At 51.7% G+C, this 16,800-nt stretch carries 17 protein-coding genes; 9 read left to right on the plus strand and 8 right to left on the minus strand.

Going from position 1 to position 16,800, the window contains the following annotated elements:
- Positions 1 to 29: 29 nt before the first annotated feature.
- Together kbl and tdh are read left to right on the plus strand one after the other, a co-directional pair.
- Positions 30 to 1,226: a glycine C-acetyltransferase gene (gene kbl / locus ABSH60_RS10015; protein ID WP_390973803.1), complete on the plus strand. Its 1,197-nt coding sequence runs from the start codon at positions 30 to 32 to the stop codon at positions 1,224 to 1,226.
- A 9-nt stretch (positions 1,227 to 1,235) separates the two neighbouring features.
- The gene (gene tdh, locus ABSH60_RS10020) at positions 1,236 to 2,258 is read left to right on the plus strand and encodes an L-threonine 3-dehydrogenase (RefSeq protein WP_056774507.1); all 1,023 of its coding nucleotides are present in this window, start codon (positions 1,236 to 1,238) and stop codon (positions 2,256 to 2,258) included.
- Positions 2,259 to 2,324: 66 nt separating this feature from the next.
- On the opposite strand, the gene ABSH60_RS10025 is transcribed toward tdh, so the two are convergent.
- The 5 genes from ABSH60_RS10025 to gpmM all read right to left on the minus strand — a co-directional run bounded on the left by ABSH60_RS10025 (position 2,325) and on the right by gpmM (position 8,575).
- On the minus strand, positions 2,325 to 3,254 hold the full coding sequence (locus ABSH60_RS10025; RefSeq protein ID WP_390973805.1) for a hypothetical protein: 930 nt from the start codon (positions 3,252 to 3,254) through the stop codon (positions 2,325 to 2,327).
- Positions 3,255 to 3,256: 2 nt separating this feature from the next.
- Entirely contained in the window at positions 3,257 to 4,480 is a 1,224-nt protein-coding gene (locus ABSH60_RS10030; protein ID WP_056774513.1) for a glycosyltransferase, read from the minus strand.
- A 129-nt stretch (positions 4,481 to 4,609) separates the two neighbouring features.
- Positions 4,610 to 5,590 carry a divergent polysaccharide deacetylase family protein gene (locus ABSH60_RS10035; protein WP_390973807.1) on the minus strand — a complete coding sequence of 327 codons (981 nt, stop codon included), beginning with the start codon at positions 5,588 to 5,590 and terminating at the stop codon, positions 4,610 to 4,612.
- A 2-nt stretch (positions 5,591 to 5,592) separates the two neighbouring features.
- Complete coding sequence (gene envC, locus ABSH60_RS10040; protein ID WP_390975726.1) at positions 5,593 to 6,858, minus strand: murein hydrolase activator EnvC; 1,266 nt, start codon at positions 6,856 to 6,858, stop codon at positions 5,593 to 5,595.
- Positions 6,859 to 7,030: 172 nt separating this feature from the next.
- The gene (gene gpmM / locus ABSH60_RS10045; protein WP_136376075.1) at positions 7,031 to 8,575 is read right to left on the minus strand and encodes a 2,3-bisphosphoglycerate-independent phosphoglycerate mutase; all 1,545 of its coding nucleotides are present in this window, start codon (positions 8,573 to 8,575) and stop codon (positions 7,031 to 7,033) included.
- Between the two features lie 303 nt (positions 8,576 to 8,878).
- Here gpmM and ABSH60_RS10050 point away from each other — a divergent pair, with 303 nt between their 5' ends.
- From ABSH60_RS10050 to cysE, 5 genes are all read left to right on the plus strand, one after another.
- Complete coding sequence (locus ABSH60_RS10050) at positions 8,879 to 9,310, plus strand: rhodanese-like domain-containing protein (protein ID WP_056774527.1); 432 nt, start codon at positions 8,879 to 8,881, stop codon at positions 9,308 to 9,310.
- A gap of 53 nt (positions 9,311 to 9,363) precedes the next feature.
- Positions 9,364 to 9,615 (plus strand): glutaredoxin 3, encoded by a 252-nt coding sequence (grxC, locus tag ABSH60_RS10055; protein ID WP_056774530.1) that lies wholly within the window; start codon positions 9,364 to 9,366, stop codon positions 9,613 to 9,615.
- 63 nt (positions 9,616 to 9,678) lie between these two features.
- Positions 9,679 to 10,149: a protein-export chaperone SecB gene (secB, locus tag ABSH60_RS10060; RefSeq protein WP_056774533.1), complete on the plus strand. Its 471-nt coding sequence runs from the start codon at positions 9,679 to 9,681 to the stop codon at positions 10,147 to 10,149.
- Positions 10,149 to 11,168 (plus strand): NAD(P)H-dependent glycerol-3-phosphate dehydrogenase, encoded by a 1,020-nt coding sequence (gene gpsA / locus ABSH60_RS10065; protein WP_056774536.1) that lies wholly within the window; start codon positions 10,149 to 10,151, stop codon positions 11,166 to 11,168. The genes secB and gpsA overlap by 1 nt, the downstream gene beginning before the upstream one ends.
- Positions 11,169 to 11,257: 89 nt before the next feature.
- Positions 11,258 to 12,079 (plus strand): serine O-acetyltransferase, encoded by an 822-nt coding sequence (gene cysE, locus ABSH60_RS10070; RefSeq protein WP_056774538.1) that lies wholly within the window; start codon positions 11,258 to 11,260, stop codon positions 12,077 to 12,079.
- Between the two features lie 49 nt (positions 12,080 to 12,128).
- Here the strand turns inward: cysE and trmL are convergent, their stop codons facing one another.
- From trmL to cpxR, 3 genes are read right to left on the minus strand one after another with little or no spacing between them, the layout of a single operon-like run.
- The gene (trmL, locus tag ABSH60_RS10075) at positions 12,129 to 12,602 is read right to left on the minus strand and encodes a tRNA (uridine(34)/cytosine(34)/5-carboxymethylaminomethyluridine(34)-2'-O)-methyltransferase TrmL (RefSeq protein ID WP_056774541.1); all 474 of its coding nucleotides are present in this window, start codon (positions 12,600 to 12,602) and stop codon (positions 12,129 to 12,131) included.
- A 37-nt stretch (positions 12,603 to 12,639) separates the two neighbouring features.
- A complete protein-coding gene (gene cpxA, locus ABSH60_RS10080; protein WP_056774544.1) occupies positions 12,640 to 14,010 on the minus strand; it encodes an envelope stress sensor histidine kinase CpxA in 1,371 nt (456 codons plus the stop codon).
- Positions 14,007 to 14,708: an envelope stress response regulator transcription factor CpxR gene (gene cpxR / locus ABSH60_RS10085; protein WP_056774547.1), complete on the minus strand. Its 702-nt coding sequence runs from the start codon at positions 14,706 to 14,708 to the stop codon at positions 14,007 to 14,009. The genes cpxA and cpxR overlap by 4 nt, the downstream gene beginning before the upstream one ends.
- A gap of 151 nt (positions 14,709 to 14,859) precedes the next feature.
- Here cpxR and cpxP point away from each other — a divergent pair, with 151 nt between their 5' ends.
- Both cpxP and pfkA read left to right on the plus strand, forming a co-directional pair.
- Positions 14,860 to 15,369 (plus strand): cell-envelope stress modulator CpxP, encoded by a 510-nt coding sequence (cpxP, locus tag ABSH60_RS10090; RefSeq protein WP_056774550.1) that lies wholly within the window; start codon positions 14,860 to 14,862, stop codon positions 15,367 to 15,369.
- Between the two features lie 345 nt (positions 15,370 to 15,714).
- Positions 15,715 to 16,701 (plus strand): 6-phosphofructokinase, encoded by a 987-nt coding sequence (pfkA, locus tag ABSH60_RS10095; RefSeq protein ID WP_056774553.1) that lies wholly within the window; start codon positions 15,715 to 15,717, stop codon positions 16,699 to 16,701.
- Positions 16,702 to 16,800: the final 99 nt, after the last annotated feature.

Below are 16,800 nucleotides of genomic sequence, written 5' to 3' on the forward strand. Positions count from 1 at the left end.
GTGAATGAGTCATTTCAGGAGAATACTGTATGTCTGTTTCGTTTTATCGCCAGTTGGAAGATCAGCTCGATCAGGCGCGGGTTGAAGGGCTGTTTAAAGAAGAGCGTATTCTGACCACTCCGCAGCAGCCCGAAGTTTCGGTCGCGGGCGGAAAGCCGGTCATTAATTTTTGCGCCAATAACTATCTCGGGCTGGCGAACCATCCTGAATTAATCCGGGCCGCCAAGGCCGGTCTTGACAGCCACGGTTTCGGCATGGCTTCGGTGCGTTTTATTTGCGGCACACAAGATACCCATAAAGAGCTCGAACATCGTCTGGCAGATTTTCTGGGTATGGACGATGCCATTCTCTATTCCTCCTGTTTCGATGCAAACGGCGGCCTGTTCGAAACCCTCCTGGGAGAAGAAGACGCGATTATTTCGGACGCACTCAACCATGCCTCCATTATTGACGGTGTACGGTTATGCAAAGCCAAGCGCTATCGTTACGCCAACAACAATATGGCCGAGCTGGAAGCCCGTTTGCAGCAGGCGAAAGATGACGGTGCACGCCATATTCTGGTCGCGACCGACGGTGTATTTTCGATGGATGGTGTGATCGCCAACCTGAAAGGCGTGTGCGATCTGGCGGAGCGTTTTGATGCGCTGGTAATGGTCGATGATTCTCATGCTGTCGGTTTTGTCGGTGCAGAAGGGCGCGGAACGCATGAATACTGCGATGTGATGGGCCGCGTTGATATTATCACCGGTACGCTCGGCAAAGCGCTGGGTGGGGCATCGGGCGGATATACCGCCGCACGACAAGAGGTCATCGACTGGCTGCGCCAGCGCTCGCGACCTTATCTGTTCTCGAATTCTCTGGCACCTTCGATCGTTGCTGCCTCGCTAAAAGTGTTATCCATGCTCGAAGCCGGCAGTGAGCTGCGCGAGAAGCTGCTCTCCAATTCCAAACTGTTCCGCAAAAAAATGACGGCGGCGGGGTTTAGCCTGGCAGGTGCCGACCACGCCATCATTCCGGTGATGCTGGGCGAGGCACGGCTGGCGCAGGATTTTGCTGCCCAACTTCAGCAGGAAGGAATTTATGTCACCGGGTTCTTCTACCCGGTTGTGCCTCAGGGGCAGGCGCGGATCCGCACCCAAATGTCAGCCGCCCATACGACTGAACAGATCGAACAGGCCGTTGACGCTTTCATCCGTATCGGTAAAAAACTTGGCGTGATCGCCTGAGGAATGTCCATGAAAGCGTTAGCGAAACTGAAACGTGAAGAAGGCATCTGGATGACCGATGCGCCGGTGCCGGAAATGGGCCATAACGATTTGCTGATTAAAATCCGCAAAACGGCGATCTGTGGCACCGATGTGCATATCTACAACTGGGATGCATGGTCACAAAAAACCATTCCGGTGCCGATGGTGGTCGGCCATGAGTACGTCGGTGAAGTGGTCGGGATCGGGCAGGAAGTTAAGGGCTTTAGTCTCGGCGACCGTGTTTCCGGCGAAGGGCATATCACCTGCGGGCATTGCCGCAATTGTCGCGGTGGCCGCACGCATTTGTGCCGAAATGCGCAGGGCGTCGGCGTTAACCGGCCTGGTGCGTTTGCTGAATATCTGGTGTTGCCCGCGTTCAATGCTTTTAAAATCCCGGATAACATTTCTGATGATCTGGCCGCTATTTTCGACCCGCTGGGCAATGCGGTGCATACCGCACTGTCGTTTGATCTGGTGGGTGAAGATGTACTGATCAGTGGTGCCGGGCCGATCGGTATCATGGCGGCGGCCATCTGCAAACACGTCGGTGCGCGCCACGTGGTCATCACGGATATGAACGAATACCGGCTGGAGCTGGCGCGAAAAATGGGCGTCACCCGTGCGGTGAATGTCAGCCAGCAAAGCCTGCCTGAAGTGATGGAAGAGCTGGGAATGACGGAAGGGTTTGACGTCGGTCTGGAAATGTCCGGTGCGCCGGCTGCATTTCGCAGCATGCTCAGCGCGATGAATCACGGCGGCCGGATTGCGATGCTGGGCATCCCTTCGACCGAAATGGCGATCGACTGGAATCAGGTGATCTTCAAAGGGCTGTTTATCAAAGGGATTTACGGGCGTGAGATGTTCGAAACCTGGTACAAAATGGCGGCGCTGATCCAGTCTGGTTTAGATCTCACACCACTGATTACCCATCATTTCCCCATTGATGACTTCCAGAAAGGCTTCGATGCCATGCGTTCAGGGCATTCAGGCAAAGTTATTCTCGACTGGTAACTCAACGCTTCAATGACAAAGGCCCGCAAAATCAGCGGGCCTTTTATTTTCGTACCACAATACATTCTACACCGTGGGGTCTGCCGCTTGCTTCTCGGCATCGGTGAGATAGCGCACTTTGCGGGTGTAATCCTGCCCTTTAAACAGCAACTCATTATCCGGCGAGGCCAGATATTTCTGCCATTCAGACAGCGGGAAACCCCCGTGCGCGCCAATCACTTCTTTTGGAATGACTGACGGCGTGCCACCAATTTTCTTCGACACCGGCCAGTTCATCCAGTCGCCTAAATTGACGCTTTGGATGTCCAGCGTATCGAGCATGGCAGCAAGCGGCAGTTGATCCGTGGGTGGCTGGTTATCAGGCAGAATATTCCAGGTATCGCGGAAAAACATAATCCACAGCGGGCACAGGCGTTCCCAGGTTTTGCGCGTTGCCGCCAAGAATGCCCCGTTAACGTGGTCAACGATGTAAGGTCGCACGCTGTCTTTGTAATAAGCCGGAATGCTGGCCGGATCGCAACCGTCGAGTTTTGCGATCATTTTGCCCTGACGGAAACTCGAATAAATGTGATTTTCATGCAGCTGAATTTCCGGCATTTTCAGGAGATTCAAATCCGAATCGATCATCAAAATACCGTCAGTTCTGGCCTGCAAGGGCGCCATCAGTTTGATTAACCGGCTCAGGTAAATTTGCTTATAGCGATAGTCGCCGGATTTTGTTTCAGGACTGAGCGTCACAATACGGACTTTCTCAGGCAGCGTTCTGAACTGGCTGGCGTCCTGATCGGTAACAATGACGATTTCCTGTAACTTAGTGGCAAATTTGTCGGCAAACTCGGCGCACAAACAGGCTTCTTCAATATAGTCAGCGCCCGTGGAAGGGATCACCACAGACGTCACGCTGTTCTTTGGCATACCGGCAGTCAGCGTCTGCGCATAAGGTAGATTGTGACGCGAAAGAATATGACGATATTTTGAATTCAGAAATTTGAACATGTTCAGCCTTGTTTCTTTTTGACACTGCTTAAAACGGTTTCTACGCCAGAGACATACTTCTCAATGGCAAATTTATCGCGAACATTCAGGTTCGCCCGCTGCGCGATCTCGTGGCGGAGATGCTCGTTGAGATACAGCGTTTTCATATGGTTAAACAGCATCTCAACGTCGCCGTACTCGAACAACATGCCCGTTTCAGTATTCTTCACAAGCTCGGCCGTGCCGGTGACATTGGAACCAATCACTGGGGTTTTCAATAACATAGATTCCAGAACAACACGCGGCAGGCCCTCGCTTTTCGATCCCAGGATAAAGGCATCGAAAGCGGAAAGATATTCCAGCGCATTATTTTGAAAGCCGGTGAACACCACTTTATCCATCATATTCAGGCTGGCAGCCTGCTGGATTAAGCGACGCAAATTTGGGCCTTCGCCCACAAAAACCATCTTCCATTTTGCTTCAGGAAAGGCGCGGTTGAATTTATCCAGCGCGAGCAAGGTGAAGTGATGGGCTTTGCGGTTGATCAGAGAGCCGATGCTGCCAAAGATGAAGGTATCGTCTTTAGCATCCAGCTCCCGGCGAATATTTTTGCCATCAGGCAGCGGCTGATTAATATCAATGCCATTGAAAACGGTGAAACATAATTCGCTGCGCACGCCGCGCTTAAGCAATTGTTCCTGAACGCCCTGAGACACAGAAATAATGCTGTGGCAGAACTTGTTCACAATCCGCACGACATCGCGGTTAAGGACCGGCTCAATGCGGCAATGCTGCACAATTTCTGTCGGTAAACCGGCGGTGGAATAATAGCCTTCAACGTTAGAGCTGGGCTGATTATTCATATATAAAATGTCGAACTGTCCAAGCTCCAGCAGGGAGTGGATTTTGCGGATATTGGGATTGATGCGCCAGATTTTATCGATGGAGTAAATGGCTTTCTGGCGCAAGGCACTGCTGAAGAAAAACAGGGTACGCAGCACTTCTTTACTGATTTTTGCCCATGCAGGTTGCTTAACCTGAGGAATGAAGAAGACCGGAATATTCAGCGAGTTCAGGATCTGGCTGATGGTTTCCCCATTATCACGCGCGTAATCGTTATAAAAGCAGCAGCTGATTTCAAATTTTTCCCGATCGATTCTTTTCAGCAGCTCTAACATACTGTTAGTGCCACCTCCCCATTCTTTGCCGCTGTCGAGCAGCAGAATTTTAGATCGATCTTGTCCCATTTATGAGCGCCCCTGCGCAGTCTGAATCCAAAAACATGCAGCGCCCATTATAAGGGGCAAATTCTTTAAGCTCTACCTATTTGCTTTTAGGCGCTATGAGCTTGCTTATCAATACGTTGCGTACGTGTTTTATTTCTTCGCCTCGGGTGTGGTGTCGGCATGCGGCTCAACCGGTGCCGATCCCACAGACGTGGTCAAAATATGATACTGACGTTCAACGAATACCACAGCCGGTAATGTTGCCAGGCTTTCACCGATAACTTTAAACATCGTGTCTGCGTAAATCTGTGGAGCAGGCTGTTTCACACGGCACACGCTGATGCCTTTACTCGTGGATTTTACCGATGTCGATTTCGGCGGTTTACCCGCTGATGATGAGCTGCGTACCGGCTCGTTAAGTAACTCACTTGGCCGAACCAGAACAATATCGGAAGGCAAATTCGGCAGCATTTGTTGCAGCACTTTTACTGTCGCCGGATGCGGATGCCCGATGGCAATCGCATAGCCATTCTTACGTGCCAGCTGAATGGCGCGTTCAAACTGACGGCGGATCTCGCCCTCATTTTGCACATCATCCAGAAAGACATTGCGCTTGATGACTTTCACGCGCGTTCCCTGAGCCGCATTGACCGACTGGGTATTGCCGATAGTCATGCTGTCGAGAAAAAACAGATTGTGGGCATTCATCGCCTGCATGACATTGTCCATGCCGCTGCGGCTTGAGGTCATCGCGCTGCCCATATGGTTATTGATGCCGATGGCGTAGGGAATATTGCGGATGGCCTGATCAACGATACGTTTGACCTCAGCCGCGCTCATTGACGGCGTGAGGGTATCCTTTTCCAGCGGTTGCTTACTGAGCGGCGCCATCGGCAGGTGAATGAGGATCTCACGTCCCTGCTGATGGGCTTTGTTCATCATCATTTGCGAATCAGGGGCATTGGGGAAAATGGCGACGGATACCGCTTTTGGCATCTGAAGTACCTGGTTTTCCTCATGCTGACGATAACCAAAGTCATCGATCAGGATGGATAATTTCGCTGCCTGAACCTGACAAACGAATAACGCAGTACCACAGAGGGCAACTAAAACGGACTTTTTGTATCGCAATGCTATCTTCCCAACCACGGCTGTGGATTAACGGCCTGGCCCTGACGACGAATTTCAAAATACAGCGATGGCTGGCCTTGTCCGCCGCTGTTCCCTACTTTGGCAATAGCCTGACCGGTTTTCACCTGGTCGCCTACGCTGACCAGCGCATCCTGGTTGTATCCGTACAAACTCATATCGCCCCTGCCGTGATCAATGACCACAACCAGACCATAGCCTTGTAACCAGTCTGCCAAAATAACGCGGCCTTCAGCGATCGCCCGGACATCACTGCCTTCACGCGCTGAAATCACGATGCCTTTCCAGCGTAGTTCACCCTGTAACTGTTCGCCGAAACGGTGTATCAACGAACCATTCACCGGCCACATATTCTGGCCTGATGGTCTGCCCAACCCGCCCGTACGCGCCATGAGTGATTGCTCGCTTTGGGTGGGTTTATAGGTTGACCCTTTTTTCTTCGCCTGCTGCTCTTTGGCCCTGACCGCCGCGGCCTCACGTGCTTCTTTTTCTGCACGGGCTTTTGCCGCACGTTCAGCGGCGGCAATTTTGTTTTGCAGACTGGATTCGTTGGCGCGCAGCTCAGTCAGGCTCTGTTCATCTTTTTGCAAAGAGGATTCCAGCGCCGTCAGCGTTTTCTTACGTGCTAATCGAGCTTGCTCCAGCTTTTGCTGCTGGGTTTGCTGCTCGCCTAACAGGCTTTTCTGTTGGGTTTGTTTGGATTGCAGAGAAACCCGCTGTTCTCCAAGCGTGGTGCGCGTTTTTTTCAGTTCTTCGATGCTCTTCTGCCGGGCTTCGTTCAGGTAGCCGAAATACGCCAGGATCCGCTCGCTGCGTTCGCTTTCTTCACTGCTGAGTAGCAGTTGCAGACCTTTATGCTGGCCCACACGAAAAGCGGAATCGAGCTGTTTGGCGAGGATGGCTTCCTGGGTTTTTTGCTGTTTCTGCAACTTGTCGATAGACGCCGTCAGCCCGGAGATCTCTTTACCGAGCGTGGTTAGCGTGGATTGTGTGGCGCGAAGTTCGCTGCTGGCTGAAGCAATGGTTTTTTCCTGCGCCTGCAATTGTTGCAGCAATGTGCCGCGTTGCAGTTTCTGCTGCTTAACGCTTTTTTCTTTTTCTGCGATGTTTTGCTGAATGGTTTTGAGCTGATCTTTATTGTCATCAGCGTGGGCATTCAGGGAAAGCGTCAGTAATGAGGCACAGAGTAATAAGGCTGAAGATGGGAAGGCGGATGCGCCCTTGTCCGAAGCGGAAAGGCGATTTCTCATCAGGCTGAAATGAATGAATTTGCTCAAACTTTTTTCCGCTTGTCGACCGTGGATGATAGACAATATGGCTGTCCCTGGCCGTATCGTAACACTAATCAACCGGCTGATGCACAAACAAAAAAGGCGTACCAGCCTGAGCTGATACGCCTGTGTTTCAGCGCTTTTTCGGAAATTAACGCGCGATAAACAGCGGTTTGCCGCTCATTTCTGGCGGAATGTCCATTCCCATCAGTGAGAGCATGGTCGGTGCGATATCAGACAGTTTACCGCCTTCCACTGCCACTGCGTTGCCACCCACATAAATCAGTGGAACCGGCAGGCTGGTGTGCGCGGTGTGCGCCTGACCGGTCGCGGGATCACGCATTTGCTCTGCGTTACCGTGGTCAGCGGTGATCAGCAATTGGCCGCCGACGGCTTTCACTGCATCAACAACCTGCGCGACGCATTTATCCAGCGTTTCCACCGCATTGACTGCCGCCTCGTATACACCGGTATGGCCGACCATATCGCCATTCGGGTAGTTACAAATAATGGCGTCGTACTTACCGCTGGCGATGGCGCCGAGCAGTTTGTCTGTCAGTTCAGCAGAGCTCATTTCCGGTTGTAAATCATACGTGGCGACGTTCGGTGACTTCACCAGAATACGATCTTCACCCGTAAACGCATCTTCCATCCCGCCATTAAAGAAGAAGGTGACGTGGGCGTATTTTTCGGTTTCAGAGATGCGCAGTTGCGTTTTGTCATGCGCCATCAGCCATTCGCCCAGGGTGTTTTTCAACGACGCCGGTGGGTAGGCGCAGGCAGCATCAATGTCAGCGGCATATTCGGTCAGCATCACGAAATCGCCGAAGTTAATCACTTTTTCGCGGGTAAAACCGTCGAAGTCCGGGCTGATAAAGGCGCGGGTAATTTCACGTGCACGGTCAGCACGGAAGTTCATAAAGATCATCGCATCGCCATCGTTGATGGCTGCGGTTTCTTCACCGGCTGTTTGCAGGACGGTAGGTTTCACGAATTCATCATTTTCATCGCGGGCATACGCAGCTTGCAGGCCTGCTAATGCGGTATCGGCGGTGAACGCGCCGCTTGCCTGTGTCATCAGGTCATAGGCCAGTTGTACGCGATCCCAGCGGTTATCACGATCCATGGCGTAGTAACGGCCAATAAGGGAGGCGATACGGCCAGTGCCGATTTCAGCGAATTTTTCAGAGAAGCGTTTTAAAGCGGATTCTGCGCTGCGCGGCGGTGTATCACGGCCATCGAGGAATGCATGCAGATAAATCGCTTTTGCGCCGCGACGGTTTGCCAGTTCAATCATCGCCATGATGTGGTCTTCATGGCTGTGCACGCCGCCTGCAGACAGCAGACCCATGATGTGGACGGCTTTGCCCGCGCTGACGGCGCGATCAACAGCGGCAGTCAGTACGCTATTATTAAAGAAATCGCCTTCTTTGATCTCTTTATCAAGGCGGGTCAGGTCCTGATACACAATGCGACCCGCGCCTAAATTGACATGGCCGACTTCAGAATTACCCATCTGGCCGTCAGGCAGGCCAACGTCCAGGCCGGATGCGGCGATCAGTGTATGAGGCTGGGTCGCCCACAGAGAATCCATCACAGGTGTTTTGGCATTCAGAATGGCGTTGTCTTGTTGCTCTTCACGATGGCCGTAACCATCAAGAATCACCAGAACCATCGGTTTTTTGTTGCTCGACATGTCAATTGACCTCAGTTTGAAAGATGAAATGCTCAATAGCCTCGCCGGCTCAACAGGGGAAACGGGCGCGGCTATGGACATTTACGCGGGCTGATTTTACCTCAGCGGGAAAGGTGAATAGCCGTGAGAGATCAAAGATGGGGTGAGGTGAGGGTTAACTTTCGCCATAAAGGCGTGCTAATTTCTCGGGATGTGCCGCAGATTGTGGCATTAGCCCGCGCATACTGGCTGTATTTGCTCCGACGCGCAGGTATACTCTGAAGCCTTGAATTTTCCCCCAACTGACGGGAGTTGCTACACCCCATGCAAGATATTATGCCATTCATCAGTGCGCATCCGGTTCTCAGCCTGGCGTGGGTTGCGTTACTGATTGCAGTAATTGTGACCACCTTTAAAACACGTTTTTCTAAAGTGAAAGAGATCACCCGTGGTGAAGCAACCCGCCTGATCAACAAAGAAGATGCCGTCGTTGTCGATGTGCGTACGCGTGAAGAGTTCCGCAAAGGCCACATCGCCACCTCTTTAAATGTGCTGACCACAGACATTAAAAGCAACAATCTGGGTGAGCTGACAAAACACAAAGCACAGCCGGTCATCGTGGTGTGTGCAACGGGCCAAACTTCCCGTACTGCAGCTGAAGGCCTGATCGCCGCCGGTTTTGAGCGTGTGTTCACGTTGAAAGAAGGCATCAGCGGCTGGAGCGGTGAAAACCTGCCACTGGCGCGCGGTAAGTAAGATCTCAGCCCAATCGCAACGGCATTAAAATCTACGACTTAGAGGTGGAACACATGGCTAAAATTGAAATCTACACCAAGGCAACCTGTCCTTATTGCCATCGTGCGAAAGCTTTGCTGAACAGCAAGGGCGCTTCATTCGATGAAATTGCCATTGATGGCGATGCAGATAAACGTGAAAAAATGATCGCCCGTAGCGGTCGTTCCACCGTTCCTCAGATTTTTATCGATGGACAGCACGTTGGCGGTTGCGATGATTTACATGCACTTGATGCACGCGGTGGCCTTGACCCGTTGCTGGGTTAATTTGGCGGCAGCGTATTTTCGTTAAGTGTTTAAAAGGACTATTAACTCAAGGGTACTACTCACATGTCAGAACAAAACAACACCGAGATGGCTTTCCAGATCCAACGTATTTACACCAAAGACATCTCTTTCGAAGCGCCAAATGCACCTCAGGTTTTCCAGCAAGACTGGCAACCAGAAGTGAAACTGGATCTTGATACCGCATCCAGCCAGCTGGCTGAAGGCGTGTACGAAGTGGTATTGCGTGTAACAGTAACTTCTTCACTGGGCGACGAAACGGCGTTCCTGTGCGAAGTTCAGCAAGGCGGTATCTTCAGCATCTCCGGTATTGATGGCAACCAGATGGCACATTGCCTGGGCGCATATTGCCCGAACATTCTGTTCCCGTATGCCCGTGAGTGCATCACCAGCCTGGTTTCCCGCGGTACCTTCCCGCAACTGAATCTGGCACCTGTTAACTTCGACGCGCTGTTCATGAACTATCTGCAACAGCAAGCTGAAACCGAAGGTGCTGAACCACATCAGGATGCCTGATGAAAACCGTCAATGCGTCAATGACTGTAATCGGTGCCGGATCGTACGGCACCGCTTTAGCAATTACTCTTGCCAGAAATGGCCATCCCGTTGTGCTGTGGGGACACAATCCCGACCACATCAACGCCTTACAACGTGCCCGTTGTAATCAGGAATTCCTTCCTGATGTCCCTTTTCCTGACAATTTACTGCTTGAGACTGATCTGTCCGTCGCGTTAGCGGCCAGCCGTAATGTGCTGGTTGTTGTGCCGAGCCATGTGTTTGGTGATGTGCTGCGTCAGCTGAAACCACATCTGCGCCCTGATGCGCGAGTCGTGTGGGCGACGAAAGGTCTTGAAGCAGAAACCGGTCGGTTGTTGCAGGATGTCGCGCGTGAAGAGCTGGGTGATGCTATTCCGTTAGCGGTTGTCTCCGGCCCAACCTTCGCCAAAGAACTGGCGGCAGGTATGCCAACGGCAATTTCTCTGGCGGCGACCGATGCCAGTTTTGCCGAAGATTTACAGCAGTTGCTGCATTGCGGCAAAAGCTTCCGTGTCTACAGCAACCCTGATTTTATCGGTGTGCAGCTGGGCGGGGCGATTAAAAACGTGATTGCCATCGGAGCCGGGATGTCTGACGGTATTGGCTTTGGCGCCAATGCCAGAACGGCGTTAATCACCCGTGGTCTGGCGGAGATGACGCGTTTAGGTTCCGCTTTAGGCGCCGATCCTGCCACCTTTATGGGCATGGCAGGTTTAGGTGATTTGGTGTTAACTTGCACAGACAATCAGTCCCGCAACCGCCGTTTCGGCATTATGCTGGGGCAAGGCAAGGATGTTCAGACCGCTCAGGACACCATCGGCCAGGTTGTTGAAGGTTACCGCAATACCAAAGAAGTACGGGCTCTGGCGCAGCGTAATAACGTTGAAATGCCGATCACGGAACAGATTTATCAGGTGCTTTACTGCGGTAAAGATGCCCGTGAGGCCGCAATCAGTTTACTTGCCCGTGCGAGCAAGGACGAAAAACACAGCCACTGACAGGCGAATGAGAAGAATAGCCACCTTGTTGGTGTTCCCGACAGGGCGGCTTTTTATTATCCGAACTTGCAAAGTCGTAAGGAACAGTGATGTCGTTAGAAGAATTAGAGCTGGTCTGGAATAACATTAAATCAGAGGCGCGAGCACTGGCTGAGTGTGAACCTATGCTGGCGAGCTTCTTCCACGCGACGTTACTTAAGCATGAAACCTTGGGCGGCGCGCTGAGCTACATCCTTGCCAACAAGCTGGGTAACCCGATCATGCCTGCGATGGCGATCCGTGAAGTTGTCGAAGAAGCCTATCGCAACGATGAACAAATGATTCTTTCTGCCGCGCGCGACATCCTGGCGGTGCATCAGCGCGATGCCGCCGTCGACAAATATTCCACCCCGCTGCTTTACCTGAAAGGGTTCCATGCGTTGCAGGCTTATCGCATCGGCAACTGGCTGTGGAAGCAGGACCGCAAAGCGCTGGCGATATATTTCCAGAATCAAATTTCCGTTTCCTTTGGCGTGGATATCCACCCGGCGGCACGCATTGGTTGCGGCATCATGCTCGACCATGCCACCGGGATTGTGATTGGTGAAACTGCCGTGGTAGAAAATGACGTTTCGATTCTGCAATCGGTCACACTCGGCGGTACCGGTAAAACTTGCGGCGACCGCCACCCGAAAATTCGTGAAGGTGTGATGATTGGCGCAGGCGCGAAAATTCTCGGTAACATTGAAGTTGGCGTGGGTGCAAAAATCGGTGCGGGGTCAGTGGTATTGCAGTCAGTACCCGCACACACAACCGCTGCAGGTGTGCCGGCACGCATCGTCGGCAGGCCGGAGAGCGAACGCCCTTCAATGGATATGGATCAGCACTTTAACGGTATTGTGCAGGGTTTCGAATTCGGAGATGGGATTTGACACTTTGATGGCATGCCTCTGCATGCCATTCTCTTCTCTTGCCGCCCCGTTATTCCTTCAGTAATGCGCCAGGGTATCCCAGCTGGCGCCACGCTTCATACACCACCACCGAAACGGCATTCGACAGATTCATGCTGCGGCTTTCTGCCAGCATTGGAATGCGGATTTTATGTCTGGCGGGCAGGTTATCTAAGATATATGCCGGAAGGCCGCGGGTTTCGGGGCCGAACACTAAAAAATCATTGTCCTGATAGCTGACGGCGCTGTGCGCGGGCGTACCTTTGGTGGTCAGTGCAAACAGGCGTTGTGGATTTTCGCTGCTGAGGAAGGCGTCGTAATTCGCATGATGTTTGATATTGGCGAATTCATGGTAATCCAGCCCGGCACGGCGCAGACGCTTATCGTCCCAGCCGAAACCCAGGGGTTCGATGAGATGAAGCTGACAGCCGGTATTGGCACAAAGGCGGATAATGTTGCCGGTATTTGGCGGGATTTCTGGTTCAAATAAAACGATGTTAAGCATGCGTCCCCCTGATAGAGGGACGCAGAATAGCAGAAACTTAACGCTGGTGCAGTGGCAGCCAGATAATCAGTCTCAGGCCACCCAACGGGCTGTCTTCCGCCCTGACCTTACCACGGTGCTGCTGAACGGCAGTATCGACGATAGCCAGGCCAAGCCCGGTACCGCCAGACTCGCGATCCCGCGCTTCATCAGTGCGATAGAACGGACGGAAAATCTGTTCACGGTCGGTTTCACTGACGCCAGGACCATCATCGTCTACGGTAATGGTGATCCCGTCACTGTCGTGGGCGAAATTCAGTGCGATATGGTGATGTGAATAACGCAGGGCGTTACGCACAATATTCTCCAGTGCACTGTCGAGAGCAGCCGCATTACCGATGAGTTTCCACGGACCCGGAGGTGACGTTACTTCCAGCGTTTTGCCCATTTGCTCGGCTTCAAACTGCGCATCGTCAATCACGCCAGCCCACAATTCATTGGCTTTTAGCGTTTCCCGGGACAACTCATTCTTATGCTGACTGCGTGAAAGCACCAGTAAGTCATTGATCATGCTATCAAGACGCTGGGCTTCGTTTTCGATGCGTTGCAGCTCTTTACCTTCACCGTGACGACGGCGCATCAGCGCAGTAGCCAGTTGCAGACGCGTCAGAGGTGTTCGCAGCTCATGCGAGATGTCCGAAATCAGGCGTTGCTGTGCCGTCACCATGCGTTCGAGCGCACTCACCATCTGATTAAAGCTGGCGCCGGTAGCGAGGAATTCCTGCGGTCCGGCTTCAAGCTCCGGATGCTGTTTCAGATTTCCCCGCGCCACGTCGTCTGCCGCATTTTTCAGCTTACGCGCCGGTTTTGCCAGACTCCACGCCAGCCAAAGCAGCAGCGGGGCGCTTATCAGCATGGTCACGATGAGCAGCAACAGTGGACGGTCGAACATCAGGTTGATGAAATCAGACTGAGAACTGCTGGCCGGGCGCATCAGATAGAGCTGGTAATTGTCTTCGCCGTCCCGAACTGAGAACGGGCCAACCATTTCAACACGACCGTATTTTTTCTTTTTCGGACGATCTGAGTTATCAGACTGACCGATAAAGTTACGCACAATCTGCATTTCATTGCGTTGTGCGCCTATCACACGACCTTCGCTGGTGACCAGCAGTAAACGCTGGCCGGGCGGAGCCCACTTATCAATTGCGCGAAACAATCTGCGCCACCACATCAAATCATTTGCCGGATCGTTCACCAGCTCAGCTTCGACGTGTTGTTCAATCATCAGGCCTTGCCGTTGTTCGTTATCGAGCAACGGCGTTATCTGGCGTGAATCGAGTTTCGGCACCATCAGTACCAACATTAACACCAGGGCTAATGTGAACCAGAAAATGGCAAAAATGCGTGCCGTAAGGCTGTTTATCATGAAGCAGAAACCATCAGATAGCCGCGTCCGCGCAAGGTTTTAAACCACGGATGTCCGTCCTGACGGTCGGGCAATTTACGGCGCAAATTCGAGATATGCATGTCAATCGCGCGGTCAAACGGCGTCAGACGTTTACCCAACACTTCCTGACTCAGATGTTCACGGGAAACCACCTGGCCGAGATGTTTTGCCAGTAAATACAACAGGGTAAATTCGGTCCCCGTTAAGTCCAGCGCCTCACCATCGAAGCTGGCTTCCTGACGCCCCGGGTTAAGTTGCAGGCCATCCACTTCCAGCGTAGGGGAACCGTTGTTCTCATTGGTTTGCTGTTGTTCACTCCAGTTGGAACGACGCAACATCGCCCGAATGCGGGCAACCAGTTCACGGTCATTAAACGGTTTTGGCAGATAGTCATCGGCACCCAGTTCGAGGCCAAGAACACGGTCTAATTCACTGCCGCGAGCGGTTAACATAATCACCGGCGTCTGATGGCGCTGGCGTAATTCTTTAAGGGTTTCAATGCCGTTTTTCTTCGGCATCATGACGTCAAGCAACAGCAGATCGATGGTGTTATCAACTTTCTCTAATGCCTGCTCACCATCGTGAGCAACCACAACATTAAAGCCTTCCATTTCGAGCAATTCTTTCAAAAGTGAAGTCAGTTCACGGTCATCATCAACTAACAAAATTTTATTCATTGTATTTACCTCTAGACGCAAAATACGTCATCAATTGCCGCTATTCCATGACTTTACGTACTTTTACAAGCACTGACGCTTGTTTGCAGCAGCAGGTTTAGACTGCTTTTCAATGATTCGCGATAAGCGATAAAGACTTTAGGAGTGTGTGATGTTTAAGGCAGCTTCACTGGGTTTGGCCACGCTACTGACACTGGGTTCAGGTGTCGCTTTAGCAGAGGGTGCAAAACCGATGTCGGCGATGCCAGCAGAACATAATAGCACGATGTTGGAGAAGCCTCAGGATCGCAACACCATGTTTGATGGTGTAAATCTGACGGAGCAACAACGACAGCAAATGCGTGACCTCATGCATCAGGCACGTAAAGATTTGCCTGATATTAATGTAGAACAGTTAGAAACAATGCACCGCCTGGTTACCGCTGAGAAATTCGATCAGCAGGCTGTTCGGGCGCAAGCCGAATTGATGGCTCAGGAGCAGGTGGATCGACAGGTTGAAATGGCCCGCATCCGCAATCAGATGTTTAATCTGCTGACGCCTGAGCAAAAAAACGTATTGAACCAGAAACACGAGCAGCGCATTAAACAAATGCAAATGCAGTTATCTGGCTTACAACCCTCTTCTGCCCAGAAGACGAGTAGTACCAGCACGACCGAGTAAGATCCCTGTTTTTCCTTGCCATAGACACCATCCCTGTCTTCCCCCACCGAAAGGTGGGGTTTTTTTTGTCCTGAGTTTGCCCTCTTTCTCATAAAGCTGAATTAACAAGCTGGAAATCTGTCTGTAACGAACGGGAAATATGTTGTAAAAGCCGTATGAATCAGTAAATTGCGAAGTACAGAGCGTTGTAAGCGAGTTCTTGCTGACTTGAATCAATTCAGCTCCGGTGTTTTGTTATACTATAGGCTCAAACGCTAATAAGCCCTTTGGCTGCTTAAAGTAAATTCGCCCAACAGGCAGGCTCAAAATTCTTAAGAAATTGCATCTACAAGTTCAGAGGTAGTCATGATCAAAAAAATTGGTGTACTGACAAGCGGTGGCGATGCCCCAGGCATGAATGCTGCGATCCGTGGCGTTGTGCGTGCGGCTTTATCGGCAGATTTGGAAGTTTTCGGTATTGAAGATGGCTACCTCGGCATGTATGAAAACCGCATGAGAAAACTGGACCGCTATAGCGTGTCAGATATGATCAACCGCGGTGGTACTTTCCTGGGTTCTGCGCGTTTCCCTGAGTTCCGTGATCCGGACATGCGTAAAGTTGCCCTGCAGAATATGAAAGATCGCGGTATCGACGGCCTGGTAGTGATCGGGGGTGATGGCTCCTACGCAGGTGCAGACCTGCTGACGAAAGAAGGCGGCATTCGTTGCATCGGCCTGCCAGGAACTATCGATAACGACGTAGCGGGTACCGACTACACTATCGGTTTCTTCACTGCGCTGGGTACTGTGGTTGAAGCGATTGACCGCCTGCGTGATACCTCCTCTTCACATCAGCGTATCTCTATCGTGGAAGTGATGGGCCGTTATTGCGGTGACCTGACTCTGGCAGCTGCCATTGCCGGTGGTTGCGAGTTTATCGCTATTCCTGAAGTTGAATTCAAACGTGATGATCTGGTTGCTGAAATTAAAGCCGGTATCGCGAAAGGTAAAAAGCACGCTATCGTTGCTATCACTGAAAAGTTAGATGATATCGATGAGCTGGCTAAATACATCGAGAAAGAAACCTGTCGTGAAACGCGTGGCACCGTATTGGGCCACATCCAGCGCGGCGGTGCGCCAGTCGCTTACGACCGTATCCTGGCTTCCCGCATGGGCGCTTATGCCGTCGACCTGCTGTTGGAAGAAGGCCGTGACTACACCCATGGCGGTTTCTGCGTCGGTGTTGAAAACGAGAAAATGGTCCATGAATTAATCTCTGTGTGTATTTCCCCAGAGAACAAGAAAAGTAAATTCAAAGAAGACTGGTACGACACAGCGAAAAAACTGTTCTAAAACAGAATTTTACTTGTGTGAAAGAGCCTCCTTAACGGGAGGTTTTTTTTGACCTGCTTTCTGGTTATTCCATAAAGTAATAGTAAAAAACCTTTTATT

This window comes from Rahnella sp. R3(2024), assembly GCF_042920125.1.
In the GTDB taxonomy this organism is placed as follows: domain Bacteria; phylum Pseudomonadota; class Gammaproteobacteria; order Enterobacterales; family Enterobacteriaceae; genus Rahnella; species Rahnella rivi.

Coding starts and splice junctions, on each gene's coding strand:
- kbl (WP_390973803.1), top strand. CDS start 30: ATGTCTGTTTCGTTTTATCGCCAGTTGGAAGATCAGCTCGATCAGGCG.
- tdh (WP_056774507.1), top strand. CDS start 1,236: ATGAAAGCGTTAGCGAAACTGAAACGTGAAGAAGGCATCTGGATGACC.
- ABSH60_RS10025 (WP_390973805.1), bottom strand. CDS start 3,254: ATGTTCAAATTTCTGAATTCAAAATATCGTCATATTCTTTCGCGTCAC.
- ABSH60_RS10030 (WP_056774513.1), bottom strand. CDS start 4,480: ATGGGACAAGATCGATCTAAAATTCTGCTGCTCGACAGCGGCAAAGAA.
- envC (WP_390975726.1), bottom strand. CDS start 6,858: ATGAGAAATCGCCTTTCCGCTTCGGACAAGGGCGCATCCGCCTTCCCA.
- gpmM (WP_136376075.1), bottom strand. CDS start 8,575: ATGTCGAGCAACAAAAAACCGATGGTTCTGGTGATTCTTGATGGTTAC.
- ABSH60_RS10050 (WP_056774527.1), top strand. CDS start 8,879: ATGCAAGATATTATGCCATTCATCAGTGCGCATCCGGTTCTCAGCCTG.
- grxC (WP_056774530.1), top strand. CDS start 9,364: ATGGCTAAAATTGAAATCTACACCAAGGCAACCTGTCCTTATTGCCAT.
- secB (WP_056774533.1), top strand. CDS start 9,679: ATGTCAGAACAAAACAACACCGAGATGGCTTTCCAGATCCAACGTATT.
- gpsA (WP_056774536.1), top strand. CDS start 10,149: ATGAAAACCGTCAATGCGTCAATGACTGTAATCGGTGCCGGATCGTAC.
- cysE (WP_056774538.1), top strand. CDS start 11,258: ATGTCGTTAGAAGAATTAGAGCTGGTCTGGAATAACATTAAATCAGAG.
- trmL (WP_056774541.1), bottom strand. CDS start 12,602: ATGCTTAACATCGTTTTATTTGAACCAGAAATCCCGCCAAATACCGGC.
- cpxA (WP_056774544.1), bottom strand. CDS start 14,010: ATGATAAACAGCCTTACGGCACGCATTTTTGCCATTTTCTGGTTCACA.
- cpxR (WP_056774547.1), bottom strand. CDS start 14,708: ATGAATAAAATTTTGTTAGTTGATGATGACCGTGAACTGACTTCACTT.
- cpxP (WP_056774550.1), top strand. CDS start 14,860: ATGTTTAAGGCAGCTTCACTGGGTTTGGCCACGCTACTGACACTGGGT.
- pfkA (WP_056774553.1), top strand. CDS start 15,715: ATGATCAAAAAAATTGGTGTACTGACAAGCGGTGGCGATGCCCCAGGC.